Genomic DNA, 25936 nt, shown 5'->3' on the forward strand with positions numbered 1-25936 from the left:
GGCGTGGCGTCTTGAGCCTCGACATTCTGATCGTCCGTCAAGACGCGCGCGTAGCCGATAACAGTCATTCAGTAGCGGTCGCGTAAATCGGAGTTTTATCCCTCGATACGACTATGTTTTGACCACTTGTGTGCTGGTGGTCAGAAACGATCGTTTACGGGCCGCTTTTCGCGGCGTCAGTCCTAGGTCGTGCCTGACTTCATGCTGAGCTCGTCGGCTTCTTCGCCGTCGAGCGTCGCGACGAGCTCGGCGATCTTTACGGCGATGTCCTCCATGGAGTCCTCTGACGTGCTCAGCCCACCACGCGAAGCGAGCGTGGGGCTGACCTGGTCAAGTTCCTCGAACTTCACCTCATGCAGAACTGGCACTAAAAGGTTGCGACGCAGCAGAGCGCTGAGCTCGCAGGCTGAGTATCCCAACAACAGAGAAATTAGATGGCTCATGGTGGGGTTTTGCCCGGCACGTGTGGAAATTTCCAGTGAAGTACACCTGGGCGAAAGGCGCCGGAGAACTGAGTGAAATTATCACCATCACGAAGAAGGGTCAGCTGTTGGAAGTCCGCGCTCCGTACCCCTCTCCCCCATTCACGTGCAACTCGTCCGATGGCTTGACGGAAGCGCGACCGTTCGAGAGAGCATCTGTAAAAGCATTCCTAGACAACTACCTACGGCTGCACGCACCAGGTGAATAGACGATCGTTTCTGGCTGGTTGATGGATCGCGTTAAGAAACTTGCCGCATTTCGACGTAGGCTGCCACTGCTTCGCGCACGATGTCTGACTCTGCGCGCTGTTCCCGCTCTGCAAGAGCGGCCACGCGCTCTTTGAGGGACTGGGGCACTCGTGCGCGCACGACGGGCGACTGTCCAGTCTTCGCGCCCACGCGAGGGCGGCCGACAGCGATCGTGATCGCTTCTTCCACTGTGCTCGCGCCAGTCGCTTCCATCACAAGGCGCTGGATCTCTTCGTGTGCAGCAGCGTCACCGCGACGCACAGTGCCTGGCTTCACTACTAGCTCGCCACGCTCGGCGCGGCGAGCTAGTTCTTCGTATTTGGTACTCATCTTTAGTCTCCTTCGTGCAGTAGGTAGCGGAACAGGTCAGTCAGGGGCATGGCGTGAAAGATAACGATGGTGCGCGGCGCCCGGTGGGCGGCGATCACTTCGATGTATCTGTCAGTCTGTGGGTGTGGGTGTCCGATGTAGACGATGGTTGTCTCGCCCTGCTCCCCCTCGATCTCCGCTGAGCCCTCGTAGTTCATCAGCGCGTAGAGCGCATCTTCCCGTGATACTCCGTGCTTCTCAGCGCTTCGTGTCCACTCAACTCCCATGCCTATATTGTAGCACAAAATGCGGCTACAATATAGGGTCATGTTGTATACGACCACGGCCGCGCTGATAAGTGGAGGGTGCTCGTGGCGCTCCCCCACTGTCGTCCGCCTGCCACTTGCTTCAGTTGCCGGTCATCATTCGGAAGACTTCGATCGCTGCGGCGTAAACGTCGCCGCCGCGTGTGTGGATCTCTTTTTCAAAGGTGTCGATTGCGTTCTGTAGGTTTTCTTGCTCAGCGGTGATCGGTTCGGGGCCGAAGTTTTCTTGCTTGTCCATGGGTCTCTTTCCAAGGTTGAGGCAGGCGAGGGTTCCGATGCCAAATTCGAAATAGGCAGCGTCACTACTGGCAGCTGTCGCACTGTGTTTCGTCTGCTGGATCGACGGGCACGATGTACTCATCTGCTGCGGCGATGGTGTGACCTAGTGTGGCGGTTCCGTCTAGCTCAACGTGGCGAGTCTGGGCAATGATTGTGATGTTTTGCATGTTCTTCTTCTCTTCCATATTTTTTTGCCAAAGCGGCACTTAGTGCCGATGGGAGGTGAAGCGCAGCGCAACCCGTAGGGCGCGGGGCGAAGAATTTTGGTGCGAAATGAGGGAGCGCAGCGACCGCGTACCAAAAATCTTCGGAGGAGCAGGCGGCTGCAGGCCGTTTGTGTGGAGTAAAGCCGACCGTACAATCGCTCACAGAGCGCTTTGGCAAAAATCTGGGCGCCAGCTCACCAGGGAGACTGCGGCGTTACGCCGTCGATGGTGCCTTGCCGGCCTGAACCTGCTGCCGGTTAGCGATTCACGTTCTCCGCATTGCGGGTGAGTACTGGTTTGTGCGTCGGGGAGCGCGAGGGGGCAGCGCCCTCTCGCACTTTTGGTTCTAGCAGTCTCTGTCGGTTGAGGGAGACTGCTAGAACCTAGCGCGTGCCTAGCTCGCGGCTTGGCTGCTCATTTCGGCGGCAGTTTTTACTTCTTTGATGGCTTCGTATTCGAGAGTATTTGTCCAGCTGTATTCTGTTCGCACCGAAACTGATTTGGCGTTGACTCGGACTACTTCTGCCCATCCGAAACGGTGCCTCACAAAGTCGCCTTTGTTGATTGTTTCGCGGCTGTAGTTGGTGGCGGTGCCTTCGGCGATCTGGTCGGCGCGGATTTGCAGCCAGTAGGTGAGCTGGTCTTGCTGCTCTTCGAGCCGAACGGTGAGGCGGTCAAGATAGGCGCCGGTTGCTCCGATGGCTTCGGTGCTGAACTCACTTTGTCCGGCTTCGTTGGTGATCCATTCGCGTTTGCCGGTGATGTGGCGTTGAGTGCGTCGGGTGTCGGCTTCCAACTTTTTGATGCGGTTAGCGACGGTCTGCACGCTGTAGCGGGCGCCGGTGGTGTGGTGTGCTGTTTCGGCTCGTCGAGTGGCTTCTGTCGCATCATTTCCTGCCGCGATTGCCCGGCCCTGTGTGTTGTGTGCTTTCTCGATCGCGTTACGGTGCCTGCTCTCTGAGTGATGGCCAACCTTGATCGGCTCGCCTCCCTCGGGCAAAGAATCGTGTGCCCGGTCTGCACGCGCCTGTGCCTGGTCTGCGGCTGTGGATTTGCGGTCGGCCTTGGAATCGAGCGCGCCCGCACGCTGTTCTTGGCGCTCAATTTTTCCCGCCTCAACTTCGGCTGTGGAGCGGGTTGCCTCGTCAATCTCCGTGGCGACCTCGAACCCTGCCGCGCGTAATGCTGCGGCGGCGGCGTTGATGGTGTGCCACTTCGGCAGCCGGTCGCGGCTCTGCGGTACGAACCACGCCGCGATGCTACGCCCCCAGCGCCAGCGCTGAGCCTTCAAGATTTCGGCGGTTCCGTCTCCGCGCACTGTGCCCTCAATCATGGTTCCGGCTTCGTGTGTGTGGGTGATTGTCAGCATGTTCTTCTTCTCTCTTCCACGTTTTTTTGCCAAAGCGGCGCTTAGTGCCGATGGGAGGTGAAGCGGAACACAACCCGTAGGGCTGCGGGGCGAAGAATTTTGGTACGAAATAAGGGAGCTCGCGACCGCGTACCAAAAATCTTCGGAGGAGCGGACGGCAAAATGCCGTTTTTGTTCCGTGAAGCCGACCGTACAATCGCTCGCAGAGCGCTTTGGTAAAAATGTGAGCGCCAGCTCACCAGGGAGTTTGCGGCGTTACGCCGTCGACCTTGGCTTCTTATGGCGTCTATTTGAGGTACACCCTAAACAGACGTCAAGGTGAGCCACCACTCCCCCAGTAAGCACGTGTCAAGCTGAGGCTCCAATTGAATTTCTTGACACCGATTGAAGGTGGGTCTTAGAGTTCCCTTGACACTATCGAGGCGAGGAACAGTGACTCAAACATTCGGCTACATCAGAGTCAGCACGCTCGATCAGAACCCCACCCGGCAGCTAGACGGCGAACTCCTCGACCGCGTCTTCACGGACAAAGCATCAGGAAAAGATCAGAACCGCCCGGAGCTGGCGAAACTGATCGACTTCGCTCGTGACGGTGACACCGTCTTGGTTCATTCGATGGACCGATTAGCTCGCAACCTCGACGATCTCCGAGCGATCGTTCGCCAGCTCACCGACAAGAAGGTGCGGGTTCGATTCGTGAAAGAGAACCTGACCTTCACCGGCGATGACACCGCGATGGCCACATTTCTACTCTCCGTGATGGGGGCGTTCGCAGAGTTCGAGCGAGCGCTCATTCGCGAACGCCAGCGAGAGGGTATCGCCCTGGCTAAGAAGGCCGGCGTTTACAAAGGCCGCAACAAAGCGCTGACCGGTGAACAAGCGGCCGAAGTCGCGAAACGTGCTGCCGCGGGCGAAGCGAAAGCAGCACTAGCCCGAGAATTCGGCGTCAGCCGTCAAACGATCTACGAATACCTCCAGCCAAGTACCCCTTAGCCGCGCTACTGGATGGATCCGAACCATCAATTACTAGCGCCGCCTTGCAAGACCGTTTAGGGAACCCTTTCGAGATTTCGTTCCGGACACGCTTTACGGGATTCCGGAAGCGCGAAGGGACGTGACAACCCGACATTCCAATATCGGGCACGAGTGATCCCGTTTACGGATCCCTAATCGGACAGCAGGTCCTTCGTCGGGCCCGGCAGCTGGGTAAGATTCAGAGATGACGGATACCTCAGTTCCCGACGCGGCGGACCCCCAGCTAAAACCACGCAAATGGCGCGCTTCCCCACTCGTGGTGATCGGCGGTGCGATAGTTATAGTCGCGGTAATCGCGGCGATCGTCTGGGGCTCGGTCGTGCAGCAGCAGGAAGACGACCACAGAGCGTGCATGGCAGGTCGAGGCTTCTGGGACATTGCGCTCGGAGGCAACGTTGCAGAGCACCAGGATGAGCTGAAGGCCATCTCGGCCGCTTGTGACGAGCAGGTCTACGGCGATTAGCTCCTGTGGCGGTCGGGGAGGAGTTGCTCCGCAGGTTGTCTCTCCATGGAGCCTGAAGGCGACACTCGGGTCGGCGATCCGCGAGATGGAAATCAGAAGGACTGGGGTCGGGCGATGGCCCCGTCCGCATGCGGTTGGCGATCGGCTAACGACACATCAGTATGGCGCGGTCGACGCCCTTGGGTGAGTCACTTTTGGGACTGCGGTTTGCGGTCCTGAACGTTCGCTTGGCCTTTCAAGAGCAAAGGGATGCGGGCGTGGGATGGCATACTGCAGCTCTCTCTAAGCTGGCGCCTCAGTCGGGATCGCCTCTAGGCGGTCGACGTCCGCGATTACGTCCTTGACCGAGGCATAGCGCGCGGCGTAGTCATGAGAGGTGCATCTCTGGACGATGGTGCTCACCTCGTTGAGGTCGCTATTTAGGGATTCCTTGCCTGTAAAAATGTATGAAAGAACCCATCCGATCGAATAGATCTCGCTTCCGATGCCGTAGTCCTTAAACAGATCAAGTTGGGGGTCGCGGATGGTTCCACGCATCTCTGTCTGCGTACGCGTGAATGTCGATGCCTGGTCTTTGACAAGACCGAAGTCGCTCAGCTTGACGAGCACCGCACCGCCATCGAAGACCTTGAGCAGGACGTTCTGCAGACTAATGTCCCGATGAAGAAGGCCGTTGTTGTGTAGGAAGTTGAGACCATAGAGAAACTGCAGCGCGATGCGCTTGCGCGATGCGAAGCCAAGATTGCCATTTCTCTTGGCGATGTAGTGGCGCAGCGTCTCATCGCAGTATTCCATGCGATATTCGTTGTGCTTTTCGTCATATTGGTAGACCTCGACAATGTAGGGAAATTTCAGTTTCTTCATCACCAAGAATTCTTGGCGAAAGCGCTGCAGGTCTCGCTCGCCCAACCCCCTCTTTGCTCGCTTCACCGCGAACTTGATCCCGTAGTCCGGATCGACGTAGGAGTGCACGATCGCGAAGGAGCCCTCGCCAGCCATCGTGAGTTTTGGCCGGGACTGGTTTTTCTTCATCTCGACCGTGGTTGACGGGAGGCTGAATATTGGCTCGTATTTTTCAATCTCGATCTGTGCGAAGTCCTCCGGCACTTGGCTCCCGCCACTAGGCGATAACCAAGGCTCGCAGCTTTCAATCGCCGTCTGGTATTGGCCGGCGAGCTTCATCTCGATGCCCACCCGCGAAAGCAAGTGCCGGTCTTTATTCAATTCGTCAATCAAGGCGATCAAGTCACGACTGTTATCCGCCCAATAGTGATGAGAAGTTTTCGCGCGGTCGTTGATGCTCTCAAAATGTTGGTTCAAACGCTTGTGGAGAACCGCAAACATATGCCCGAACTCAAGGTCATCGTCGTACAGCCGGGTAAACACCGGCGACGACGCCTGGTCCTCATATCGCGCCTTCATATCCATGACCGCGAGCTCCAACGGCGTTGCCACAGTGCCACCTTTCCTCTAGTACGAGACCTGCTCAGACTATTCGACTTATGTGAAACGGAATCATCAAAGGATTCGACGGCACTTCTGGGACCCTCAGTTCCCGATCACCATGCGGAACATTTCGATGGCAGCCGCGCAGATGTTGCCTCCCCGTGCGTCGATCGACTTACGGCATGCGGTTTCATCTTTCATCAGCGACTAAAAGGCAGCACATGTTTTGAACACTTGCAGTCCGGTGGTCAAAAACGATCGTTTCCGGACACTCGAAGCAGGGTCCCGGTCAACCAGCGGATTGTCGCTGACGATGCCACCACAGAACTCGTGTGCGAAATCAGTGTCTCGCTCACATCCCTTTCGGACATTCTGCAACTAGTTCTTCGACGCCTCACGACAGTCAGTTTCGGCCAATCCGAGTTTCCGATAGTCTCGAAGTCGAGTTCGCGCCACGCCTTCGCACGAAGACGCGAAATCTGGTCATGTGAAGGGACGGGGCAATGTCGCGACTATCTGATCTTTTGCGCGCTGCTAAGCAGCTCGATCCGCAGCTTGGCGAAGACCTGGAAGCCGAGCTCCTTCCTTTGCAGAAGCGGCTCCCCTTCGGGCTCAACTTTGAGCGGCACGCTCCCGAGGCCGTCGAGCTAGCAGGCCACGCTATCCGGAAGGGCAGCAAGGTCCGTGTGCTCCCGCCACGAATGTCCACCGCGCGAGGCGATCAACGGCTCTGGAAGGTTGAGTCGATCGCCGGCGTCACTGCGGAGCTTTTGGCTCCCGAGGGGTCCGAGGAAGAGATGGTCACAGCACCGGTCGAAAACCTCATCCTTGTGGCCGAGTTCCGCGACCGGATCTACCCCGGCTTGCGGTCAGATGGTACTGAGGAGCGCGGCGGGGACAAACCGTTTCATACAGTGATCAACGGCGAGAACTTCCACGTACTTGAGCTATTGACCTTTACTCACGAACACTCCGTAGACGCGATCTACATAGACCCGCCATACAACACGGGCTCTCGGGACTGGAAATACAACAACGACTATGTCGAGGGCGATGACCTGTACCGGCACTCGAAGTGGCTAGCGTTTATGGAGCGTCGGCTCAAGCTGGCAAAGCGTCTCCTGAAGCCGGACGACTCGGTCCTAATCGTGACTATCGACGAGAAGGAGTATCTCCGGCTTGGGCTTCTGCTGGAGCAGACATTCCCGGAAGCAGACATTCAGATGATCACAAGCGTCATCAATCCGAAGGGCTCGGCACGACAGGGGCGATTCTCGCGGACGGACGAATACGTCTATTTCGTCATGTTCGGAGCGAGCTCCGTTACGCCGTGGAAGACAGATATGATCCGCGATGCGCCATCCGATGAAGAATCGAGCGTACGCTGGGCCGGGCTTCTAAGAAACGGTGAGGGAAGCCTGCGAAGCCGCATTCCGAGCATGTTCTATCCCGTCTTCTTCGATATGCAGAACGGAGCATTTCACTCGGTCGGGGAACCACCGTCTGCGAGTACGGCGCGTGAGTTGGTTCCCGTCCCCGAAGGTACGGTAGCTGTCTGGCCAGTTGACGGCTCAGGTCGAGAACTCATGTGGCGGCTGAACCCCGCATCGCTTCGCCAGTATCTCGCTGACGGTTACGCTAAGTTCGGGCGTCGGGACCCTCGCACGGGTCGCCGCAGCCCCTCGTACTTGCAATCCGGCGTCCTCGCCAAAATCGAGACCGGAGACGTCATTGTCAATGGCTACGACGCCGAGGGTGCCGCAGAAATCGCATACCGCCCAGGCAAAAAGACAGTCCAGCCGATGACTCTCTGGAATCGCACCTCGCACTCAGCATCGGAACATGGAGCTTCTTTCATCAAGGGATTCCTACCGGGCAGGAAGTTCCCTTATCCGAAGTCGCTGTATGCAGTTGAGGATGCTCTGAGATTCTTGCTCAGCGACAAGCCAGATGCTGTCGTGCTCGACTTCTTCGCGGGCTCCGGCACGACCGCGCACGCCGTAATGCGCCTCAACAAGCAAGACGGCGGAAAGCGGCAGGCGCTCCTCGTTACTAACAATGAAGTCTCAGCGGACGAGCAACGAACGCTCCGGTCGTCCGGCCTCAGACCCGGCGACCCCGAGTGGGAGCAGCACGGGATCTGTGACTACGTCACTAAACCTCGGATACGCGCGGCTATTACGGGCAGAACCCCGGGTGGCGAACCAATCAAGGGCGATTACAGGTTCACCGACGAGTTCCCGATGTCTGACGGTTTCGAAGAAAATGCTGCATTCTTCACGCTGACGTACGAGTCGCCGTGGCGAGTCAGCACTGACCGCGCCTTCGCCGCCATCGCACCAATGCTCTGGCTACGCGCGGGAGCGAAAGGGCACCGGATCGACGCGATCACGAATGGATGGGCCGTTGCCGACAGCTACGGCGTTATCAAGGACCTCGACCTCGCATCGGAGTTCATTGCCGCCCTAAATGAAGCCGAAGAAATTCTTATTGCGTACATCGTCACGGATGACGAAGGGCGATACCAGCAGATCGCAAACGAGATTCCGGGGATAGAAACTGTGCGACTTTACGAGGACTATCTTCGCAACTGTGAGAGCAATGTGGACATCTGATGCGTTTCACACTGAAGGACTACCAGGGCGATGCTGTCGGCGACACCCTGCGGGAGCTCGCGGATGCGCGTGAGTTTTTCCACGGTGCGAGCAAGCGAGTTTCGTCGGTTGCACTTACTGCGACCACCGGTGCAGGTAAGACCGTCATGGCAGCAGGCGTCATCGAAGCGCTGTTCTGGGGCAGTGACGACTTCGATGTGGCCCCAGATCCCGGCGCCGTAGTCTTATGGTTCAGCGACGACCCTTCGCTGAACCAGCAGACCAGACACCGCCTGGATCAAGCGTCCGACAGGCTCCGCAACAGGCTCGTCACTGTTGAGCATCCCTTCCGGTATCCAAAGCTTCAGGCCGGTCACGTCTACTTCCTCAATACATCGAAGCTGTCACGTACGAGCCTTCTCGTGCGTGGCCATGACGACTCAAATACCCTTTCGGGAATTGAATCTCACCCCGACACTGTGCCGTTTACTATTTTCGACACTCTGCGGAACACAATAGAAGACCCGAACCTCACCCTCTATATGGTCTTGGATGAAGCTCACAGGGGTATGGGGAAACGACCCTCGTCGGATACCCCGACTATCGTTAAGCGCCTCATTAACGGACAAAGCGGTGTTCCGCCGATGCCGATCGTTTGGGGTATCTCCGCAACTGTGCAGCGGTTCGAGCAGGCAATGCAAGCCGCTGAAGTGAAGGACAACCGCGTTCACCTTCGCACCATCACCGTCGACCCAGTGCGTATTCAGGAATCCGGCCTCCTCAAGGACGACATCGTTCTCGACTTCCCTGCCGAGACCGGTGATTTCAACACCGTGCTCCTTCGTCGCGGCGTCCGCAAAGCCAAGGACATCTCTGCCGCATGGGCCGCGTACGCCGAGGCTCAAGACGAGACCGAAGCCGTCAAGCCGCTGCTCGTTCTGCAAGTTCCAAACAAGCCCGCCCCCTCCGAGGTGGCCGCAGCCATCGACGTGATTCGTGACGAGTGGCCCGAACTTGGGTCCGATGCGATCGCGCACGTATTTGGCGACCACACCGCACAGATATTTGGTCCACACAGCGTTCCGTATGTGTCACCGGAGCGCGTTCAAGATGCGACATACATCCGGGTCCTTCTAGCTAAAGACGCGATCAGTACTGGCTGGGACTGCCCTCGCGCCGAGGTCATGGTGTCTTTTCGACCCGCAGAGGATGAGACACACATCACACAGCTTCTAGGCCGCATGATTCGAACGCCTTTGGCACGCCGAGTCGAGGGCGACAACCTCCTAAACAGTGTCGAATGCATCCTGCCCCGCTTCAACAAGACGACCGCCAGTCGCGTGTTGGAACAGATCATGGGCAACGACATCACAGATACCGGGACCGGGACCGGCCAGCGGATCCTCATCGATCCCCAGCTAATGACCCCGAACGGAGCTGTTCCGGACGAAGTATGGGAGCTATTCACCGAGCTACCCGCCGAAACTCTGCCGCGCAAACATGCCAACCCGATCAAGCGGCTGACATCACTTGCACACGCACTGGCCGCCGACGCGCTGGTGCCCGAAGCGGGTCGCATCGCGCACGAGCGACTCCATGGCGTTCTGAACGGGCTGGCCGCACAGTATCCCAAGGAGCTAAAGAAGGCCGAGGAAGACGTGCTCACCGTCGCAGGCGGCTCAGTACGAGGACGTGCCCGCCACGGCCTGCGAGTAGACGATGCGTGGACCGAAGCTGCCGACGACCGCGCCATACAAGACTCTTATCGCAACGCAGCACGCACAATCACTCCGGACATCGCGCGCACCTATATTGATCACCTCGCAGCCGATACAGACGATGAAGACGTGCTCCGTGATGCACACGTTCGTATTGCCGGTCTCTCGATATTGCCGCAGACACGACCGGCACTCGATGCCGCAGCCGACTCAATCGCGGCAGAATGGTTGAGCCAGCACAGGGTTGCAATCAAATCACTGTCGGAGTCTCGCCAGAGTCTGTACGCGGAGATAACGGCGATGAGCACGGATCCCCAGCTCATATCGATGGCTCTACCTAAAAACCGACAGGAAGAGACTCGTCGCTCGGTTGGCGAGTCCACGCAGGAAGTTGAGCATCGACCTCTCCATCTTCTTTCTGACGAAAAAGGGTTGTACCCGATTGGGAAACTCAACCCTGACGAAATCCAAGTGCTTGATACGGAGATCCACCGCGGCGACCTGCTCGCCTGGTACCGCAATCCCACGGGCGGTCGAGACTCGATGAGTATCGCTTATCAAGACTCGCACGGGGTGTGGCGAACGCTTCGCCCAGACTTCCTCTTCTTCGTCGACACCCAGGATGGGGTGCGGGCTAATATCGTCGACCCGCACGGAGCCTGGCTGCCCGATTCGCTGGCAAAGCTACGGGGAATGGCGCGTTTCGCCGAGACGTTCAGTGAAAGCTTCCTCCGGATAGAATCCATCTCGCGGATAGAGGGCAAGTTGCGCGTGCTCGACTTCACCCGGCCCGAGGTGCGCACCAGCGTGCTGGAAGCCCTCGACGCCGACGCCGCCTACCGCAGTGCGTCGATCGCATACTGACTGATTCGAGTCGCACGAATCGGCGGGAGCTATTTCTGAGGTTCCGTAGAATCAACTTTGGAAAGCGGCAACTGGCGAGACACCTGCTTCACGCAGCTACGGCATCCACGCGATCAGCGGCGCATCGCGGCGCAGGTAAAGCGGATGCTGGGGGTGCCCATCCTTTGTGAAGCCCAATGTGTGAAGTCGCGGCAACAGTGCCAGCGCCTGGGTCACGCGGACCGGGTCGGCGTTCGTGCCCCATCCCGCGACGACGGTGCCGGTGACGTCGGCAAGCACGCGATCGTTATCCGGCCCCACCGGGTCGGTCGCGGCCATCATCACTTTCGGGTCCTTGGTGCGGAACGCGTACAGGTTGAGGATCACCATGCCGCCGTATCCCTCGCGCTTCGCGAAACCGACGCACCGTCGCAGTGTCGGATCGAGCTTTGCCGCGTCGGCGGTGCTCGGGTTGAGCAGCACGAATGTGATCATCGGCAGCGCCGGGTCCCATACGCGGGTCAGTGTGTAGCGGTAATCGCCACGAATGTCTGCGGTGGCGGAAATGAACTCAGGCATCGGGCCTCCTCCGGCCAGTTCATACTGTCATACGGCGACATCGGACCAGGCGCTGAGGCGATCCCGCACGAAGCCCGGTGCTCGTAGCACATCATCTTTCGGACTTCCGTGGAGTCCGAAATTTTGTACGCACGAAGCTAGGACGGTATGTAACGCCCCGCATAGTCGTGAGTGGCGAGGTGCACATAACGCTCGTCGAGCCGAGCGATGAGATCGACGCAGGTCCTGATAGAAACGGCTTGCATCTGGAGACTAGGCGTGACCTCAAAGTAGGCTACCCCGTCGCTAAATTCCTCAATCTGCCGAATATCACTCATCGCCCGCACAACTTGGTCGCTCCCATGGAGAAAGGCGCTGCTTACTTTCCAAATCACGAGTGGCGCGGACACTTCATAGCCGTTGACGCGGTGGTCGCCACTTTTCGGAGACACGGCTGTAAGTATCGCGGTGTACCTCGGAGGCGGCCCGAGCACGATCTGCCGTAGCGGGACGACTGTGCTCTTCAGCTCGTTGAGACGATCAAAGGCTTTCTCGGCCTGCTTCCGGGCCAGTGCAGCCGCACCCTTACCCCCGATTAGTTCGACAAATTTGAGCGCCTCTTGCGAATTCCGGTAGGAGAGTTGCAGCGCGCGCAGGACCCGGTCTGCCTTTTTCGAGGATTGAACTATCCATGGCGAGTAGCGCTTGTAGGTAGCGCTACTCGCCACAGCCCCGCGAACTGGTCGTGGACAGACTCGGTATCGGCCCAGACCCGGGTGATGATCGCCCCGACCGTGCGCCACGCAATCCGCATCAACACGGTGATCGCGGTCTTGGACGTTTGCGTGGCCAGCCAGGCGACCTGATCGTCGAAGAAGAGGGTGTGGCCGCTCTGATGCCGCGCCCAGGGAACGGCAGCCACGATCACACCGTGGATGGAACACGTCACCCGTGGTGCGTCAGCCTCCAACACGACCTGAACCGACCCGGCATCCAACGACCGCCAGCGCCGTCGCCCTGTTGTGCCCCGGGTTTAATGGAGGTTCTTGATCACCTGAAAGGTTGAGAACCATATGCCAGTATTGAAGAAGTATCCGACCGAGCTGAAAGAGCGCGCGGTCCGTCTCGTGATCGAGGCCCGCGGTGGCCCCGGCGGTGATCGCGGGGCGTGCACTCGTATTGGCCAGCAGCTCGGTATTCCCTCTGACACGTTACGAGGGTGGGTGGCGCGCGCCGAGATCGATAGTGGGTCTAGGCCGGGCACGTCCACCGATGACGCGGCCCGTCTGGCCGAGCTGGAGCGTGAGGTCAAGGAGTTGCGTCGGGCGAATGCGATCCTGCGGAGCGCGTCGGCTTTCTTCGCGGCGGAGCTCGACCGCCCACACAACCGATGATCGATTACATTGATGCGAACAAGGATGAATTCGGGGTCGAGCCGATCTGCAGGGAACTGCCGATCGCCCCGCAAACCTATTACGCAGCCCGGAACAGGCCGCCCTCGAGACGCGCCGTCAGTGACGAGGAGACCGTGGTGAAGATCCATACTGTGCATAGGAAGAACTATGGCGTCTATGGTGTCCGGAAGGTGCATGCGCAGCTGAAGCGAGACGGCCACCCGGTCGCCAGATGCACGGTCGAGCGGTTGATGCGTCGCGAGGGATTACGGGGTGTCTTGCGGCGCAAGGGGCCACGGACGACGGTCCCTGGACCGTTTTTGGACCGGCCTGGTGATCTCCGTCGACCGGAGGTTCACCGCGCCGGCACCGGACTGCCTGTGGGTGGCAGATATCACGTACATTCGTACGTTCTCCGGTTGGGTTTATGCGGCGTTCGTTTTAGACGTCTTCTCCCGCCGCATTGTGGGTTGGCAACTGTCCACGACGATGCATACCGAGCTCGCCCTCGATGCCCTCGAGATGGGCATCTGGACCCGTCAACGGGCTGGCCGGGACTTGTCTCAGCTCGTACATCATTCCGATCGAGGGGTGCAGTATCGTGCTGTGCGCTACACCGATCGTCTCGCCGAGGCAGAAGCCGTCGCCTCGGTCGGGTCCAAAGGTGACAGCTACGATAACGCGATGGCCGAGGCGTTGAACTCGCTCTTCAAAGCCGAACTGATCCGCAACCGTGGCCCATGGAGAGGGATCGACGATCTTGAGATCGCGGTCGCGGAATACATCGATTGGTACAACCATCGCCGGCTCCACGGCGAGATCGGTCATATTCCCCCGGTCGAGGCCGAGACCAACTTCTATTCAAACCTGCCCGCCATCACAAAGATGGAACGGGTCTAACCGAGCCTCCAACAAACTCAGGGCTTGACACCCAGCGCCCGCGTCAAATCGCGGACTGCGCTTTCGACACGCCCCGTACCGGTTCCGCATCGACGCCATCGGCCGCACCGACGCGACCAGAATCCCGCTTACCACGTCGAGATCGATGTCCTCGACGATGGTCTTCTCGACACCGAGCAGAGTCCACCATAATGTTGAAGATCGCACGCCGTTTTTCCGTTCCGAGTCTCTGTACCTTTGACAGTCAGAAACCTAGACAGAAAGCGGCGTGCGGGCGTTGTCAAGCTGCTTGGAGTCGTTCGGTGTCCGTTTCGATGCCCGGCTTGGGCAGGTTGATACCGACGATGCCTGCTGGTGCCGGGGTGGACGGGCGCCTGCGGAATCGTTCGGGATGCCGCTGGTAGTAGGCCTGTTGAGTGTGGTCTCGCTGCTGCCAGAGTTCGCGCCAGGTGCCGTCGTGGACCTCGTTCGGTGAGAACAGGGCGATGCCGGAGTGCTTGTGGTTGGCGTTGTACCAGGGCACGTACCAAGCCATAAAGATGCGGGCTTGCTCGATGTCGGGGAAGGTGCCGGGGTAGTTCGGTCGATATTTCATCGTGCGGAACTCCGACTCCGAGAACGGATTATCGTTGGAGACCCGCGGCCGGTTGTGGGTCTGAGTGATCTCGAGATCGGCGAGAAGGTTTTGAGTACGGTCGAGCGCATCGCGGGTCCGGAGTCGGCGTGCACGGCGTCGGGCAGCCCCTCGCGGGCGAACGCGTCCTGAAACATCTCAACGGCGAGGTCATCGACCTCGCGGTCCTCGACGCGCCAACCGACGAGCTTGCGGGAGTAGATATCGATGATCGAGTACGCCTTGAACGCGCAACCACGCCACGGGGTGCGTAGGTCGGTGATGTCCCAGCTCCAGACCTGCCCGGGACCGGTCGCTTCCAGCACCGGTGCGGCCCGCGGCGCCTGGTTCCGACGGCGGGTCGGGACGATGGGCCGGGCCGATTGGTCCTCAATGTCGCGGGCTATCCGCCACCAGGAGCGGCGTGAGGCGAGCATCACCCCGTCATCCCACGCGGACGCGAACGAGTGATCGACCGACACACCGTCCGCCCAGCCTGCGGTGATCCGCTCCGCGACCCGGGCACGTTCGGGCACGCCGATCCGCGACGGATACGCCCGATCCTTCTGCGAGATCGGATCCGCCACCCGATCTCTTGAGTGATGGCGGTAGTGCCACGTCGACCGCGACAGCCCCGTCAGTGTCAGTGCCTCCCGCTGAGATCCGGTCGCCAACGTCAGCTCGATGACGAGCGTGTTCTCGGCGCCGAGGAATCGGATGGATCGGTCCTCGTCGGGATGGCGTCGGGCTCTTGCTCGTTCATCGAGTGCAAGAGCCCGATAGCTTTTCCCAATGCCTCGTTTGTGTGCTCGAGTTCACGCACCCGCGCGTTTAGCTTCGTAACCTCGGCCTCGTGTGCGGCGCGTTCTGTGGCACGCGCTCGCGCGATCGAGGTTCGGTTGCTCGGAGGGATGGTCATAGGACTACCCTCTCGCGGGACCAGCCCACGGTCGAGATCACCCTCAAATACCGCCGCACGCCACCGCCGCAACCTCTCATACGCAACGCCACGCGCCGACAGCCACAACCCCTTCTGCCCCTGCGGCAACGCCTGATACTCAAGCACAAACTCGCGGATCTCCTCCGCAGTAAACCCCACACTGATCGACATCGTCGCCTCGCCTCTCGCCGGCCATGAACTGACTCACAACCAGTCTGGCAAAGAGGGGTGCGCCGTTAAGGCACTCCGAAACGACCCACGGTTACGTCACAAGAGCCTGTTTTATACGCTTTTGTATGCGCAGGCTGGAATCGAGATGTTCGTGTCGGTCTAAGTTCTTCGATTAGTTTTCTTCATTGGGAAGTCAACCGTTGTCTAGAAGTGCACCGTAGGTATCAACGCGTCGATCCGAAAGGGGATGATTGAAATCGTTCCAGTTGCGTGAGCCCTTGGCTGCCGATAGATCAACGTCTGCAAATAAAATTTCCTCATCAGCTGCTGACGCCGGGCCTGCAAGAACCTCCCCGCTATAACTGACAATCACGCTTTGTCCCACAAACGCCTGACCCCGTTCGATGCCAACACGATCTGCAGCCGCGATGAATACGGAGTTCGTGTGGGCTGCTGCTTGAGTAAGAGTTATCGCCATTGCTGGCGCATCTGCGTGCTGGCCTTCCATGGGAACCCAGTTGGTCGGTACGCAGACAATGTCCGCTCCTCCGAGCGCGCAGGTGCGGTATGACTCAGGGAACCACCCGTCGTAGCAGATAACTGTGCTGATTCGACCAAGAGGAGTATTGAATATGGGGAATCCAAGATTTCCAGGCTGAAAAATGAGTTTTTCTCTATTCCAGAGATGCACTTTGCGGAACCTCCCAATTAGACCGTCTGGGCCAATCACTACAGATGTGTTGTAGAGCAAACCTTCATCAGTTTCGGTGATGCCAGCCACGACGTGTAGGCCCCGCTCACGGCAGACCGATTCCCAAAGTCGAAGCGTTGGGCTATCCCTAAGGTCTTCTGCATACTTGTGCGCCTCCTCCTGCGAATCGAAAACATATCCAGAATTTGTCAGTTCCGGTAAGACGATGAGATTCGCACCATTATCAGCAGCTTCATTTAGGAAGTCGACTGACCTTTTACGGTTGCTTCCGATTTCACCTATATCTGGGCGCATTTGCACTACTGCTACACGAGTAGTGCCGGAGTTGTCCGGGGCCACCGTTGTCATGCCAACTTCCTATCATCAATCGCGCTTCCAAACAGGGACGAATTTTCAACAACGCCAAATCCGCTCGGCCTACGCAAATGCCAATCGGTAAGTTCTTGGTATCGCGCGCCCAATTGACAAAGCATCCGATCAGCACCCCTACGAGCAATAAGTTGAGCGCCAATAGGCAAACCGTTCTCAAATCCGCAAGGAATTGAGAGCCCTGGAAGACCTGCCAAACCCCAGAGATAAGTGAAAGCTAGGTTCTGTTCTGTCGATTGAAGCGGATCGATTGGGCCGAGCAAACTGGGGGCCCGGGGAACTGTGGGAAGTAGAATCACATCCAGGTTCTCAAAAATACCTTCAATCTTTCTGGAAAGTTCTACCCGTTCTTTTGATAAGGCATTCTCTTCTTCAGGGCTTATCAATTTGGCTAGCTGCAATCTGCTAATGACATCCTCACCAAAGTCTTTTGGGTTTTCTTCAGATTCATCCCCATAAATCCGCCAAGCTTCAGCTCGCGCAATCATGCGGGATACGTAGTCACATCTTTCTGGGTCAGGTACTTCGAATTCAACGAGAGTAGCTTTGCCTGCACGTTCTAGAACATGACCCATTTCGATTACTGCTTGCGCTGCACCTGAGTCCACTCCCTCTGTGAAATAGAAGCTTGTTGGGATTCCAATCCTTAATTTAGAATTACCATCAATTTCATCGCTTGGAATCTCGCCAACTGCGATATCTAATAGCAGTTCCAGGTCGAAAGCAGTCCTCGAAAAAATGCCAACAGTATCGAAGCTTGGAGCGAGTGGGTAAACGCCTTCAGCACTCACTTCACCAAAGGTAGGTCGCAGGCCTGAGATACCAGCTATAGCTGCAGGGCACCTCACTGATCCGCCTGTATCTGTTCCCAGCGAGAAGTCAGCCCAACCAAGTGCTACTGCAACTGCCGATCCACCGCTTGACCCCCCAGCGTTGCGGTTGCTGTCCCATGGATTTCTGACTGTCCCGAAGTGCGGGTTTTCGCTGGTCGCGCCGAAAGCCAGCTCGTGCATGTTTGCCATGCCAACAAGAACTGCTCCAGCTTCACGAAATTTCTTCACGACATCAGCGTCACGCTCAGGTATCCGATTAGAGAAATGGTCAGAGCCCAAAGTTCCTGGAACGCCCCCTACATCGATGTTGTCTTTCACCACGAATAGCCGGCCATCCAGCGGAAGCGGAGCCCCAGAACGCCGTGCAGTAAGTACGCGTTCCAAATCCTTCTCCGCCTCAGGCGGCGTGAGGGAAATGAGCGCTTTTGTCGAACGGTTCCCAGCTTCAATTGCAGCCAAAGCTCTATGCAAGAATGTGAGTGCTATCTCTGAGTCCAACCCATCTGGAATAGCACAAAATGTTTCGCTCATGCGAGGACGCCAGTTTCACACATGCTAAACGCCGAGGTACTTCTGCTGAAGTTCGGGACTATTTGAGAGCTCATCGAAGGGGAGTCGCTCAACGATCAAACCGCGATCCATAATGTGAGCGTGGTCTGCAACCCTAGTCAGGAAATCGAGTCGCTGTTCGACTACTAGGAGAGCCACTCCCTTTTCGCGTGAAAGATGTTTCAGAGACTCTGCAATTTCAATGATGATGGACGGCTGAATTCCCTCAGTTGGTTCGTCGAGGATGAGCAGCTTTGGCTTGGACATCAGGGCCCGACCAATAGCTAATATCTGCTGTTGCCCGCCGCTCAGGGCACCCGCGCGGCGGTCCTTTATCGCCTTAAGAACGGGGAAAAGCTCGTAAACAGATTCGTAAGAATCAGATATTTTGCCCTTGTACGAACTGGCCCCAAGCGCAAGATTGTCCTCCACCGAAAGTCGGGGAAACACCAATCGGCCCTGAGGAACGTAACCGATACCTTTCGGGCAGCGTGTCCATGCACCCTTGCGGGCGAGATCCTCTCCTTCGACTGAAATGGAACCTGTCTGAACTGGAATTAAGCCCATGATCGTTTTCAGGAGAGTCGTTTTACCTGATCCGTTTCGGCCAATAAGCCCTACAGCTTCATGTTCGGCAATCGTCATATCGATGCCGTCAACAACTCTTAGCTTTCCGTAACCTGCTGAAACTCCTCGGATATCAAGCACTGGGTTTTTTGTGACCAATTCGATCAACGCTCCACATTCGATTTCGTAGCAGTTTGGTTGGGTTCTGCAGATTCACGGCCAAGATAGGCGTCCATAACGGCGTCATCGTGACGCAGATCGCTAATGTGGCCGGTTCGAAGGATCTGTCCTTCATGCATCACAATCACGTCTCCGCCGAGTTCTTCAACGACACCCATGTCGTGCTCAACTACAACTACGCCGCAGTTCAATGAAAGTCGGTGAATCATGTTGACAGTCTCGGTTCGCTCACCGATAGTCATACCCGCGACTGGTTCGTCCAGGAGGATAAGTGTGGGCTTTTGCGCGAGAACCATTCCGATTTCAAGCCACTGCTGTTGACCATGGGAAAGTGAATAAGCTTCGACATTCTTGACTTCTGTGAGCCCTGCCTCAACGAGGCACTTCTCTACTAACGCTGCACGATCACGTTGATGCTCGTTACGTGCTGCGAGGCTAATGTTTTCCCGCACACTCAGCTCAGGGAAGAAGCTTGCTGTCTGCAACTTAATTCCGAGGCCAAGGCGGGCACGCTTGAAGGAAGGGAGCTTCGAAATGTCGTGTCCGTCAAACTCGATCGAACCTTGGTCAAGTCGGATTCGCCCGGAAAGCAAGCCGAACAAACTGCTCTTACCTGCACCATTAGGACCGATGATGCATTTAATCTCATTACGTCCGAGCTCGAAATCGATACTTCGAACTGCTTTCACGCCGCCGTACGACTTACTTACACCACGAACAGTTAGCAGAGGAGTTCCAACATTGCTTTGGTTCTTCTTTGGGGGCGTGGTGGTAGGTACGGGTGCCGCAACTTCGGTAGGAACAACTGGCTCAGCCTTACTCTGCTGGTCGGCATCGCTAGCCTTTCGGTTGAGTACCGAACGCCAAGCCTTTGTAGCTAGTGCCGCAACACCGTCAGGAGCCACCAAGACTATGAGGACAACCAACGCACCCAAGATGAGAGTCACGTATTGGCTTATGTCACTTGAACCGAAGTAGAACTGAACTGCCGAGATAAGAATTGCACCAATAACAGAGCCAACCGGACTGCGGCGTCCGCCAACCAAAACCCAAATCACAATCAGGGTTGCAGAGTTAGCACTGAACTGTCCCGGATTCACGAATTGCGACCACGCTGCAAATAGCGAACCTGCGATTCCTGCCACTCCACCTGCGAGTGCGAAAGAGCTGAGCTTAAATAACCTGACGTCGTAACCGATTAACGTTGAACGATCCTCGTTCTGACGAATACCGTTGAGAACCCGACCGTAACGAGCGTTTCGAAGGCGAGTCAAAACCAGCCAAATTCCAGTGGCGCAAACCAGAGTTACTATAAATCCCGTCAGAGGGTCAGCAACAACATAATTTTCTCCGAACCCGAATGCCATTGGCATAATTCCTACGAGTCCGTTTGCTCCACCAATCGATGCCGAACCTGCTTTGAATGACAGGCCGGAGGCAAATGCTACGAATACGAGGGTGAATGCGTAAGTGATAATCGCCACTGCGATATCATTCAATTTTCCGTAGAAAATGAAATATCCTAGGCCTGCCGCTAACGCGGCGGCGACGATACCTGCTGGAATTGCCCACACCAGAGTTGAGCCTTGGACGCCGAAGTTAATACTTAGGACTCCATAGACGTATGCTCCGACTCCGAAGAATGCGGCCTGCGCAAAGCTGAGGATGCCCACATTTCCCCAGATGAACTGAAGACTCAGCGCCACGAGAGCAGAAGTCATCCAGAGCGTAAGGTTACTGGCCATATCGTCGCTTCGTGCGATACCGAAGATAAGGATTACGGCCGAGACCGCCAAGACAGAGAGGGATGGGGAAGTCTTGCCCCAGGAGCGAAATCGTCCGAGGGCGATGCCAAGGCCTTTATTAGTTGATCTAGCAGGGGTAGAAATCATCTTTGGCTCCGGTAGTCAGTAAAGGATTTGGTCAGCGAGGGCGTTATACCCGCTTGCGCCAATTTGCCGAGAATCCCCGGCCAAAAATACGAAGCAAAATGATTGCGGTCAGAAGGAGAGTTACCTGCCCGATGAGGCTGCTGAAAACCGTGGCTGTAATTCCCTGTGCGAGTCCTAGGACAGATCCAGCAGTGAGTAGACCGGTAACGGGGAGCGGTCCACCAACTGCAACTGTGAGGAAGGAGTTCGCAATGAACATGTCACCTAGTTGGGGAGTAATTGAGAACAGGGGCGCCACAATAGCTCCCGCTGCGCCTGCTAGAGCGCAGCCGATTGCAAAAGTTGTCGCCTTCACGCGTTCGGTTCTGATTCCTAAGGCGAGAGCCATTTCAGGAACTTGGACACTCGCATTCGCGCGGAGGCCGAAAGGTGTTCGTGTGAAGAGAAGGTATGACGCCAGCATCATCAGTGCAGCTGCTCCGATAACAACCACGCTGTACCAAGAGGTGGAGTAGTCACCTATCTGGAATGATCCAAGTGGGGCTGGAACGTTCGAACTAACGGGCCCAAAAATGATAATGATGATTTGGGTCAACATGAGGCCGAAACCCCACGTTACAAGAATGCTTTCAAGTGCCCTGTGTTTGAGCGGCCTGATTAGGACGGCATAGACAACAGCTCCGAGTAGTCCTGTCGCCAATGCCGCTATCAAAACCGCTAAGAGGAGAGGGGCTCCCAGGGAGTCAACGACAAGCAGTACATAAGCGCCCAGCATGACGAAGGCTCCTTGGGAGAAATTCACAATCCCCATGAACCCGTAGACCACAGCAAGTCCTGCCGAGGTCAAAATGAGTACCGACACACTTGCAATTAGGGTAATAGCGATAGTCGTGACTTGGTCCATGGTGATTGTGAACTCCTAATTCGATTCAGTAATCCGAAGATTAACCCTCGGGTACGAACTGCTGGTTAGTCTTTGGCTTGGACACAAGGTCACAAACCGACTGTTCGTACTCGGGAACAACTGCATCGAAAGTTTCGAGAATATCGAAACCGTTAGTTGCGTTTCCGCGAACGATATAAATCGGGCGGATGAGGTGGTTGGTCTTTGGATCAAAGGTGACCTGGCCCGCAGGAGAGTCAATCGAAATGCCACTCTGCAGTGCCTTCAGTACCTTTGCTGGCTCGGTAGAACCTGCTTTGTTTGCAGCTTCAGACCAGAGCTTCCATGCAATCCAGGTGTTGGCACCACTGCCGTGGATCTCATCTGCACCCTTGCCGTATTGAGCATCCCAAGCAGCCTTGAAATCCTTGTTTGCTTGGTTGTCAACCTGGGGGACGTAGTCAAGAGCCGCAATAATGCCCTCGCCTGCTTCAGGAGATATTGCGAGCTGCTGGTTGCCCGAACCGTAGTTGGTCGAGATCAGAGTCATCTGATCCTTCAGGCCCGCTGCTGCAAACTGAGCGGCGAAGCCAGTCTGAGCTGCACCAACTGGAAGCCACACGATTACATCTGGCTTAGCAGCCTGAATTTTGTTGATCGTGCTTGAGTAGTTGCTGACGTCAAGTGGTACCAAGTCAGAACCTACTACTTCTCCGCCACCATCCGTGATGTACTCCGTGAACCAAGTGGTTGAAATCGATCCGAAGTTGTAGTCAGGGGCAATGATGTAGTACTTCTTACCCAGGTTCTTCAACGAGTAATCGATGAGAGGCTGAATCTGCTGAGATGCGGAGGGTCCGGTAAAGATAGTGTTTGCGTCGCAGACACCACCTTCATAGAGGGCAGGGTAGAAGAAAAGCGAGTCACCGCTTGCGAAAAGTGGTCGCATAGCTTCACGTGCTGAGCTTGTCAGTGCACCAACGACTACTGGAGCTTTCTCAGTCTGAATCAGGTCGCGGGTGTACTGGACATTGAGTGCGTCCTGAGACTGAGTGTTCTTGTTAGACAGCTTCAGCTCAGATCCGGCGGCACCACCTGCTTCGTTAATCGCAGCGATAGCTAGCTCAGAGGCATCCCGCTGCTGCTGGCCATAGATTTCAAGACCACCAGAAAGGTCCTGAACTGCTCCAACTGTTAGCGGTGAAGCAGAACCTCCGCCTGAACTGGATGGAGCACATGCTGTGAGGCCAAATACTGTTGCTGCAACAAGAGCAACACCGGCAACCCTCATGTTTCGTCGCATTGACGATTTTGCTGATTGGTTTTCAGACATCCTTGTCTTCCTTCTTATTACGTTTTCTTGGTGTGTGATTCAAGGTAGAACTGCTGTAAATCCTATTTCGCCAAACGATTGCAAACCCGCTACTGGAAGCTAACACAATCGATTGGCGAACACAAAAATAGCCTCTTTACTGGGGTCTTGGGTTAATGTTTACTACTATTGAAAATGCTGGCCAAATTCAGCAAATTAGAGGAAACGTGATTGTGCATTCTCAACGAGTGACGCTCAAGATGGTGGCTGTGGAGGCCGGAGTCGACCAATCCACTGCCTCCCGCGTTCTCAATGGTCGGTTAGGCACTACCCACAGAACTGCCTCTGTTGAAAAAGTCAATCGGGTACTCGAAGCTGCTTCTAAATTGGAGTACAAGCCGAACCCGTTAGCAAAAAGTCTTCGTACAAATAGGACAAATCAGGTCGGGGTATTGGTTCCGACGCTGACAGATATCGTTCTGGCCACCATTTACGAAGGTTTCGAAGATGCCGCTAGGGAACATGATTTCGGTACGTATGTGACAAACACACTCGATGACCCTGTTCGAAGAAAACAACAAACAGAAATGATGTTGGATAGGTACCCAGATGCTCTCGTGTTCGGAGATGCTGACTCCCGCGATGACTTCCTTGCCAAGCAACAAGAACGTGGGTTGAAGTTTTGCCTGGTATCTCGAAGATCGCCAGGATTTTTATCAGCAACCACTGACGACTTCCTCGGTGGCCAACTGGCTGCTCAACACCTTCTTGATCTGCACATGCAAAACGTTGTGATTCTTTCGGGGCGAAGTTATGCCTCAACTTCGATAGACAGAACTGCCGGTTTCGTGCAAACGTTCAAGTCGGCTGGCCTAACAATCAACCCAAAACACATTGTTTTCTCTCCTTTCGACACGGAAGGTGGCCGAGCAACGATGCTGAAACTGCTAGAAACGGGAGTCAGGCCCCAGGCAGTCTTCGCGACTAATGACTTCCCCGCAATTGGAGCAATGTCGGCACTTCAAGAGTTCGGACTCATTGCGGGCGAGAACGTCGGCGTCATCGGATTCAATGATGTCCCTCTAGCAGCTGCAATCCCTGTTCCACTCACCAGCATCTACGTCCCTCACCGTGAGATGGGCGCAAAAGCCTTCGAACTAATAAGAGCGCTTCTTGACGGAGAGACACCAGATTCAATCATGTTGACCCCCGAACTTCGTCCGAGAAAATCTACTTTAGGCGTCAAGCTTTGAACTCAAACTGTTCAAGGCCGAATAATCACATCTCTCTGTAAACCTCGATCCACCGATCGGGTTGGGGCTCGGGTCAAGTTCTGATTTGACCCGGGTTGGGGCTCGTGAGCGCGGTTAAACGCGGGGCCTCGCTGCCCGTGCCGTGCCACTCGTGGTCCTAATCGCTCGGTCGGGGGTCTGGTCGTCAGCTGGGCGCGAGTCGGGGGCGCTCTGTGCTGTGGCGGAACAGGGCGGTCCACACGGTTTCCCATGGCCATTGCTTGGGCAGGTGGAGCATGATGCGTCTGGCGTGGCGAGTAGCGCTTGTAGGTAGCGCTACTCGCCATATCCACATCGCGGTAGCTGCAGCCTCAACTCCCGTTCGAATTAACGAATAGATCGAGAAGGGGTAAGCAAGCAGCTTCTCGTTCTCGTCATCAATCATCATCTCGAACAGCCTCTCGAGGTTCTCACTCGCCCGCGCATGATGCGCCACTACGAGGGCGTCAAGAGGCTCCCGCGCTGTGTGGCCCCGCTCTACATCGAGCATCGAGCCAGAAAGCGGAGGCGGAAGCTGGGCCGCTAGCTCACCAAACCGGAGTCGCGCCTCCTGGATGGCGCGGATGGCGAGTTGCATTTGCTCATCGGTTTCTTGCCGATCATGCCTCCCGATCATGACTCGATTCTATGGCTGTGTTGTGCCAAACGATCAGCACGAGGCTGATCGGCTCAAACAGAAACTGCGGCCGCGATTTCTCGAAACTCCTCTGCCGTAAGAGTTATCCGGCTGGGGTGACCGCCTGCAGCAACGAGATCGTCACGCTCCCAAGAAAGGCTGACATGGCCTTCGGCAGTCAGCCTCGCGGTCACTGTGACGTGGGTGTTTGCCGGCGCGGGCCAGTCCGCGGGCCTTGTCTGCCGGAAAATTTCTTTGGGTTCGCTGCTCGTCATATACTCTTCCCTTCCAGTGCCACCGACATTCGATTACCCTTCTGGACTTTTCAGTTGCCAGTCATCATTCGGAACACTTCGATTGCCGCCGAGTGCACGTCACCGCCGCGCACTCGGATCTCTTTCTCCAACGTGTCGATCGCGTACTGGAGGTTCTCCTGCTCAGGGATGAGCGGCTCAGGACCAAAGTCTTCTTTCTCATCAATAGAGGCTGTGGTGCGGATTGCTGGAGAGTTAGCCTGTCGTGCTTGTTTGATGATCCAATGTGCAACTTGCTCGGGGCTGGCGTTGATGTGTAACCCTGACGCGATGTTGGTTGCGCCTTCAACGTTGAAGTACCACTCCAGGTCGTCGTCCTCTGGGTCGATGGATGCGGTGTCGCGTGGGTCGTCTGCATCGCCGCGGGTACCGAGGTCGATGTGTAGCGCGAAGGTGCCACCCATGTCTGTTTCGAGCTGTACGGCGAACGGCAGGCACGCCTCGACTGCTCGCATTGCTTTATCCACGGCTTCGATTCGACCTTCATTGCTGTCCATCTGTGTGTTCGTCATTTCTCGCTTC

General features: G+C 56.5%; 26 protein-coding genes, 2 pseudogenes and 1 other annotated feature. Of the genes and pseudogenes, 6 read left to right on the forward strand and 22 right to left on the reverse strand.

What is annotated here, in order from left to right; genetic code table 11:
• Window positions 1-182 precede the first annotated feature (182 nt).
• The 6 genes from ACTJJW_RS12005 to ACTJJW_RS12030 form a co-directional block, all read right to left on the reverse strand.
• On the reverse strand, window positions 183-443 hold the full coding sequence (locus tag ACTJJW_RS12005) for a hypothetical protein (RefSeq protein ID WP_462644965.1): 261 nt from the start codon (window positions 441-443) through the stop codon (window positions 183-185).
• 279 nt (window positions 444-722) lie between these two features.
• Window positions 723-1061 carry a ribbon-helix-helix protein, CopG family gene (locus ACTJJW_RS12010; protein WP_462644967.1) on the reverse strand — a complete coding sequence of 113 codons (339 nt, stop codon included), beginning with the start codon at window positions 1059-1061 and terminating at the stop codon, window positions 723-725.
• A gap of 2 nt (window positions 1062-1063) precedes the next feature.
• Window positions 1064-1327, reverse strand: a complete 264-nt coding sequence (locus tag ACTJJW_RS12015) for a hypothetical protein (protein WP_462644969.1) — start codon at window positions 1325-1327, stop codon at window positions 1064-1066.
• A 121-nt stretch (window positions 1328-1448) separates the two neighbouring features.
• Window positions 1449-1604: a hypothetical protein gene (locus ACTJJW_RS12020; protein WP_462644971.1), complete on the reverse strand. Its 156-nt coding sequence runs from the start codon at window positions 1602-1604 to the stop codon at window positions 1449-1451.
• Between the two features lie 64 nt (window positions 1605-1668).
• The gene (locus ACTJJW_RS12025) at window positions 1669-1812 is read right to left on the reverse strand and encodes a hypothetical protein (RefSeq protein ID WP_462644972.1); all 144 of its coding nucleotides are present in this window, start codon (window positions 1810-1812) and stop codon (window positions 1669-1671) included.
• Between the two features lie 433 nt (window positions 1813-2245).
• A complete protein-coding gene (locus ACTJJW_RS12030; protein WP_462644974.1) occupies window positions 2246-3220 on the reverse strand; it encodes a DUF3560 domain-containing protein in 975 nt (324 codons plus the stop codon).
• Window positions 3221-3652: 432 nt separating this feature from the next.
• Here ACTJJW_RS12030 and ACTJJW_RS12035 point away from each other — a divergent pair, with 432 nt between their 5' ends.
• Both ACTJJW_RS12035 and ACTJJW_RS12040 read left to right on the forward strand, forming a co-directional pair.
• Complete coding sequence (locus ACTJJW_RS12035; RefSeq protein WP_462644976.1) at window positions 3653-4213, forward strand: recombinase family protein; 561 nt, start codon at window positions 3653-3655, stop codon at window positions 4211-4213.
• Between the two features lie 226 nt (window positions 4214-4439).
• A complete protein-coding gene (locus tag ACTJJW_RS12040; RefSeq protein ID WP_462644977.1) occupies window positions 4440-4718 on the forward strand; it encodes a hypothetical protein in 279 nt (92 codons plus the stop codon).
• Window positions 4719-5000: 282 nt separating this feature from the next.
• Here the strand turns inward: ACTJJW_RS12040 and ACTJJW_RS12045 are convergent, their stop codons facing one another.
• Window positions 5001-6173, reverse strand: coding sequence for a protein kinase family protein (locus ACTJJW_RS12045; RefSeq protein WP_462644979.1), 1173 nt, complete (start codon window positions 6171-6173; stop codon window positions 5001-5003).
• Between the two features lie 494 nt (window positions 6174-6667).
• On the opposite strand from ACTJJW_RS12045, the gene ACTJJW_RS12050 reads away from it, so the two are divergent.
• Both ACTJJW_RS12050 and ACTJJW_RS12055 read left to right on the forward strand, forming a co-directional pair.
• The gene (locus ACTJJW_RS12050) at window positions 6668-8779 is read left to right on the forward strand and encodes a site-specific DNA-methyltransferase (protein WP_462644981.1); all 2112 of its coding nucleotides are present in this window, start codon (window positions 6668-6670) and stop codon (window positions 8777-8779) included.
• The gene (locus tag ACTJJW_RS12055; protein ID WP_462644983.1) at window positions 8779-11340 is read left to right on the forward strand and encodes a DEAD/DEAH box helicase family protein; all 2562 of its coding nucleotides are present in this window, start codon (window positions 8779-8781) and stop codon (window positions 11338-11340) included. Before ACTJJW_RS12050 ends, ACTJJW_RS12055 begins: the two co-directional genes overlap by 1 nt.
• Window positions 11341-11436: 96 nt before the next feature.
• On the opposite strand, the gene ACTJJW_RS12060 is transcribed toward ACTJJW_RS12055, so the two are convergent.
• The 3 genes and pseudogenes from ACTJJW_RS12060 to ACTJJW_RS12070 all read right to left on the reverse strand — a co-directional run.
• Complete coding sequence (locus ACTJJW_RS12060; protein WP_462644985.1) at window positions 11437-11898, reverse strand: DUF1643 domain-containing protein; 462 nt, start codon at window positions 11896-11898, stop codon at window positions 11437-11439.
• Window positions 11899-12035: 137 nt separating this feature from the next.
• On the reverse strand, window positions 12036-12329 hold the full coding sequence (locus ACTJJW_RS12065; protein WP_462644987.1) for a hypothetical protein: 294 nt from the start codon (window positions 12327-12329) through the stop codon (window positions 12036-12038).
• A gap of 236 nt (window positions 12330-12565) precedes the next feature.
• A pseudogene (locus tag ACTJJW_RS12070) lies at window positions 12566-12895 on the reverse strand (transposase family protein); the annotation flags it as partial.
• 55 nt (window positions 12896-12950) lie between these two features.
• Here ACTJJW_RS12070 and ACTJJW_RS12075 point away from each other — a divergent pair.
• Window positions 12951-14171: pseudogene (locus tag ACTJJW_RS12075) on the forward strand (IS3 family transposase).
• Window positions 13229-13342, forward strand: a sequence feature (AL1L pseudoknot). It overlaps the preceding pseudogene by 114 nt.
• A gap of 280 nt (window positions 14172-14451) precedes the next feature.
• Here ACTJJW_RS12075 and ACTJJW_RS12080 read toward each other — a convergent pair.
• The 9 genes from ACTJJW_RS12080 to ACTJJW_RS12120 form a co-directional block, all read right to left on the reverse strand.
• Window positions 14452-14835 (reverse strand): integrase core domain-containing protein, encoded by a 384-nt coding sequence (locus ACTJJW_RS12080; RefSeq protein ID WP_462645111.1) that lies wholly within the window; start codon window positions 14833-14835, stop codon window positions 14452-14454.
• Window positions 14763-15371, reverse strand: a complete 609-nt coding sequence (locus ACTJJW_RS12085; RefSeq protein ID WP_462644988.1) for a DDE-type integrase/transposase/recombinase — start codon at window positions 15369-15371, stop codon at window positions 14763-14765. Before ACTJJW_RS12085 ends, ACTJJW_RS12080 begins: the two co-directional genes overlap by 73 nt.
• Window positions 15372-15460: 89 nt before the next feature.
• Window positions 15461-15895, reverse strand: a complete 435-nt coding sequence (locus ACTJJW_RS12090) for a hypothetical protein (RefSeq protein ID WP_462644990.1) — start codon at window positions 15893-15895, stop codon at window positions 15461-15463.
• A 193-nt stretch (window positions 15896-16088) separates the two neighbouring features.
• Window positions 16089-16955 carry a nitrilase family protein gene (locus ACTJJW_RS12095; RefSeq protein ID WP_462644991.1) on the reverse strand — a complete coding sequence of 289 codons (867 nt, stop codon included), beginning with the start codon at window positions 16953-16955 and terminating at the stop codon, window positions 16089-16091.
• Window positions 16952-18340, reverse strand: a complete 1389-nt coding sequence (locus tag ACTJJW_RS12100) for an amidase (RefSeq protein ID WP_462644993.1) — start codon at window positions 18338-18340, stop codon at window positions 16952-16954. Before ACTJJW_RS12100 ends, ACTJJW_RS12095 begins: the two co-directional genes overlap by 4 nt.
• Window positions 18341-18364: 24 nt before the next feature.
• Window positions 18365-19093, reverse strand: coding sequence for an ABC transporter ATP-binding protein (locus ACTJJW_RS12105; RefSeq protein ID WP_462644995.1), 729 nt, complete (start codon window positions 19091-19093; stop codon window positions 18365-18367).
• On the reverse strand, window positions 19090-20997 hold the full coding sequence (locus tag ACTJJW_RS12110; protein WP_462644997.1) for an ABC transporter permease subunit: 1908 nt from the start codon (window positions 20995-20997) through the stop codon (window positions 19090-19092). The genes ACTJJW_RS12105 and ACTJJW_RS12110 overlap by 4 nt, the downstream gene beginning before the upstream one ends.
• A gap of 43 nt (window positions 20998-21040) precedes the next feature.
• Window positions 21041-21901: a branched-chain amino acid ABC transporter permease gene (locus tag ACTJJW_RS12115; protein WP_462644999.1), complete on the reverse strand. Its 861-nt coding sequence runs from the start codon at window positions 21899-21901 to the stop codon at window positions 21041-21043.
• Window positions 21902-21941: 40 nt separating this feature from the next.
• Complete coding sequence (locus ACTJJW_RS12120; RefSeq protein ID WP_462645001.1) at window positions 21942-23213, reverse strand: ABC transporter substrate-binding protein; 1272 nt, start codon at window positions 23211-23213, stop codon at window positions 21942-21944.
• A 155-nt stretch (window positions 23214-23368) separates the two neighbouring features.
• Here ACTJJW_RS12120 and ACTJJW_RS12125 point away from each other — a divergent pair, with 155 nt between their 5' ends.
• Entirely contained in the window at window positions 23369-24445 is a 1077-nt protein-coding gene (locus ACTJJW_RS12125) for a LacI family DNA-binding transcriptional regulator (protein WP_462645003.1), read from the forward strand.
• Window positions 24446-24629: 184 nt separating this feature from the next.
• Here ACTJJW_RS12125 and ACTJJW_RS12130 read toward each other — a convergent pair whose 3' ends face one another.
• The 3 genes from ACTJJW_RS12130 to ACTJJW_RS12140 are packed head-to-tail and all read right to left on the reverse strand — an operon-like array spanning window position 24630 to window position 25926.
• Complete coding sequence (locus ACTJJW_RS12130) at window positions 24630-25100, reverse strand: hypothetical protein (protein WP_462645005.1); 471 nt, start codon at window positions 25098-25100, stop codon at window positions 24630-24632.
• A gap of 53 nt (window positions 25101-25153) precedes the next feature.
• The gene (locus ACTJJW_RS12135; protein ID WP_462645007.1) at window positions 25154-25375 is read right to left on the reverse strand and encodes a hypothetical protein; all 222 of its coding nucleotides are present in this window, start codon (window positions 25373-25375) and stop codon (window positions 25154-25156) included.
• 50 nt (window positions 25376-25425) lie between these two features.
• Window positions 25426-25926, reverse strand: a complete 501-nt coding sequence (locus ACTJJW_RS12140; protein ID WP_462645009.1) for a hypothetical protein — start codon at window positions 25924-25926, stop codon at window positions 25426-25428.
• Window positions 25927-25936 lie beyond the last annotated feature (10 nt).

The sequence above is a fragment of the Rhodoglobus galactosidasius genome (assembly GCF_054957775.1).

Bases quoted from the DNA above. Each gene is read 5' to 3' on its own strand.
- ACTJJW_RS12005 (WP_462644965.1), bottom strand. From the start codon at position 443: ATGAGCCATCTAATTTCTCTGTTGTTGGGATACTCAGCCTGCGAGCTC.
- ACTJJW_RS12010 (WP_462644967.1), bottom strand. From the start codon at position 1,061: ATGAGTACCAAATACGAAGAACTAGCTCGCCGCGCCGAGCGTGGCGAG.
- ACTJJW_RS12015 (WP_462644969.1), bottom strand. From the start codon at position 1,327: ATGGGAGTTGAGTGGACACGAAGCGCTGAGAAGCACGGAGTATCACGG.
- ACTJJW_RS12020 (WP_462644971.1), bottom strand. From the start codon at position 1,604: ATGGACAAGCAAGAAAACTTCGGCCCCGAACCGATCACCGCTGAGCAA.
- ACTJJW_RS12025 (WP_462644972.1), bottom strand. From the start codon at position 1,812: ATGCAAAACATCACAATCATTGCCCAGACTCGCCACGTTGAGCTAGAC.
- ACTJJW_RS12030 (WP_462644974.1), bottom strand. From the start codon at position 3,220: ATGCTGACAATCACCCACACACACGAAGCCGGAACCATGATTGAGGGC.
- ACTJJW_RS12040 (WP_462644977.1), top strand. From the start codon at position 4,440: ATGACGGATACCTCAGTTCCCGACGCGGCGGACCCCCAGCTAAAACCA.
- ACTJJW_RS12050 (WP_462644981.1), top strand. From the start codon at position 6,668: ATGTCGCGACTATCTGATCTTTTGCGCGCTGCTAAGCAGCTCGATCCG.
- ACTJJW_RS12055 (WP_462644983.1), top strand. From the start codon at position 8,779: ATGCGTTTCACACTGAAGGACTACCAGGGCGATGCTGTCGGCGACACC.
- ACTJJW_RS12060 (WP_462644985.1), bottom strand. From the start codon at position 11,898: ATGCCTGAGTTCATTTCCGCCACCGCAGACATTCGTGGCGATTACCGC.
- ACTJJW_RS12090 (WP_462644990.1), bottom strand. From the start codon at position 15,895: ATGTCGATCAGTGTGGGGTTTACTGCGGAGGAGATCCGCGAGTTTGTG.
- ACTJJW_RS12095 (WP_462644991.1), bottom strand. From the start codon at position 16,955: ATGACAACGGTGGCCCCGGACAACTCCGGCACTACTCGTGTAGCAGTA.
- ACTJJW_RS12100 (WP_462644993.1), bottom strand. From the start codon at position 18,340: ATGAGCGAAACATTTTGTGCTATTCCAGATGGGTTGGACTCAGAGATA.
- ACTJJW_RS12110 (WP_462644997.1), bottom strand. From the start codon at position 20,997: ATGATTTCTACCCCTGCTAGATCAACTAATAAAGGCCTTGGCATCGCC.
- ACTJJW_RS12115 (WP_462644999.1), bottom strand. From the start codon at position 21,901: ATGGACCAAGTCACGACTATCGCTATTACCCTAATTGCAAGTGTGTCG.
- ACTJJW_RS12120 (WP_462645001.1), bottom strand. From the start codon at position 23,213: ATGTCTGAAAACCAATCAGCAAAATCGTCAATGCGACGAAACATGAGG.
- ACTJJW_RS12125 (WP_462645003.1), top strand. From the start codon at position 23,369: ATGTTTACTACTATTGAAAATGCTGGCCAAATTCAGCAAATTAGAGGA.
- ACTJJW_RS12130 (WP_462645005.1), bottom strand. From the start codon at position 25,100: ATGATCGGGAGGCATGATCGGCAAGAAACCGATGAGCAAATGCAACTC.
- ACTJJW_RS12135 (WP_462645007.1), bottom strand. From the start codon at position 25,375: ATGACGAGCAGCGAACCCAAAGAAATTTTCCGGCAGACAAGGCCCGCG.
- ACTJJW_RS12140 (WP_462645009.1), bottom strand. From the start codon at position 25,926: ATGACGAACACACAGATGGACAGCAATGAAGGTCGAATCGAAGCCGTG.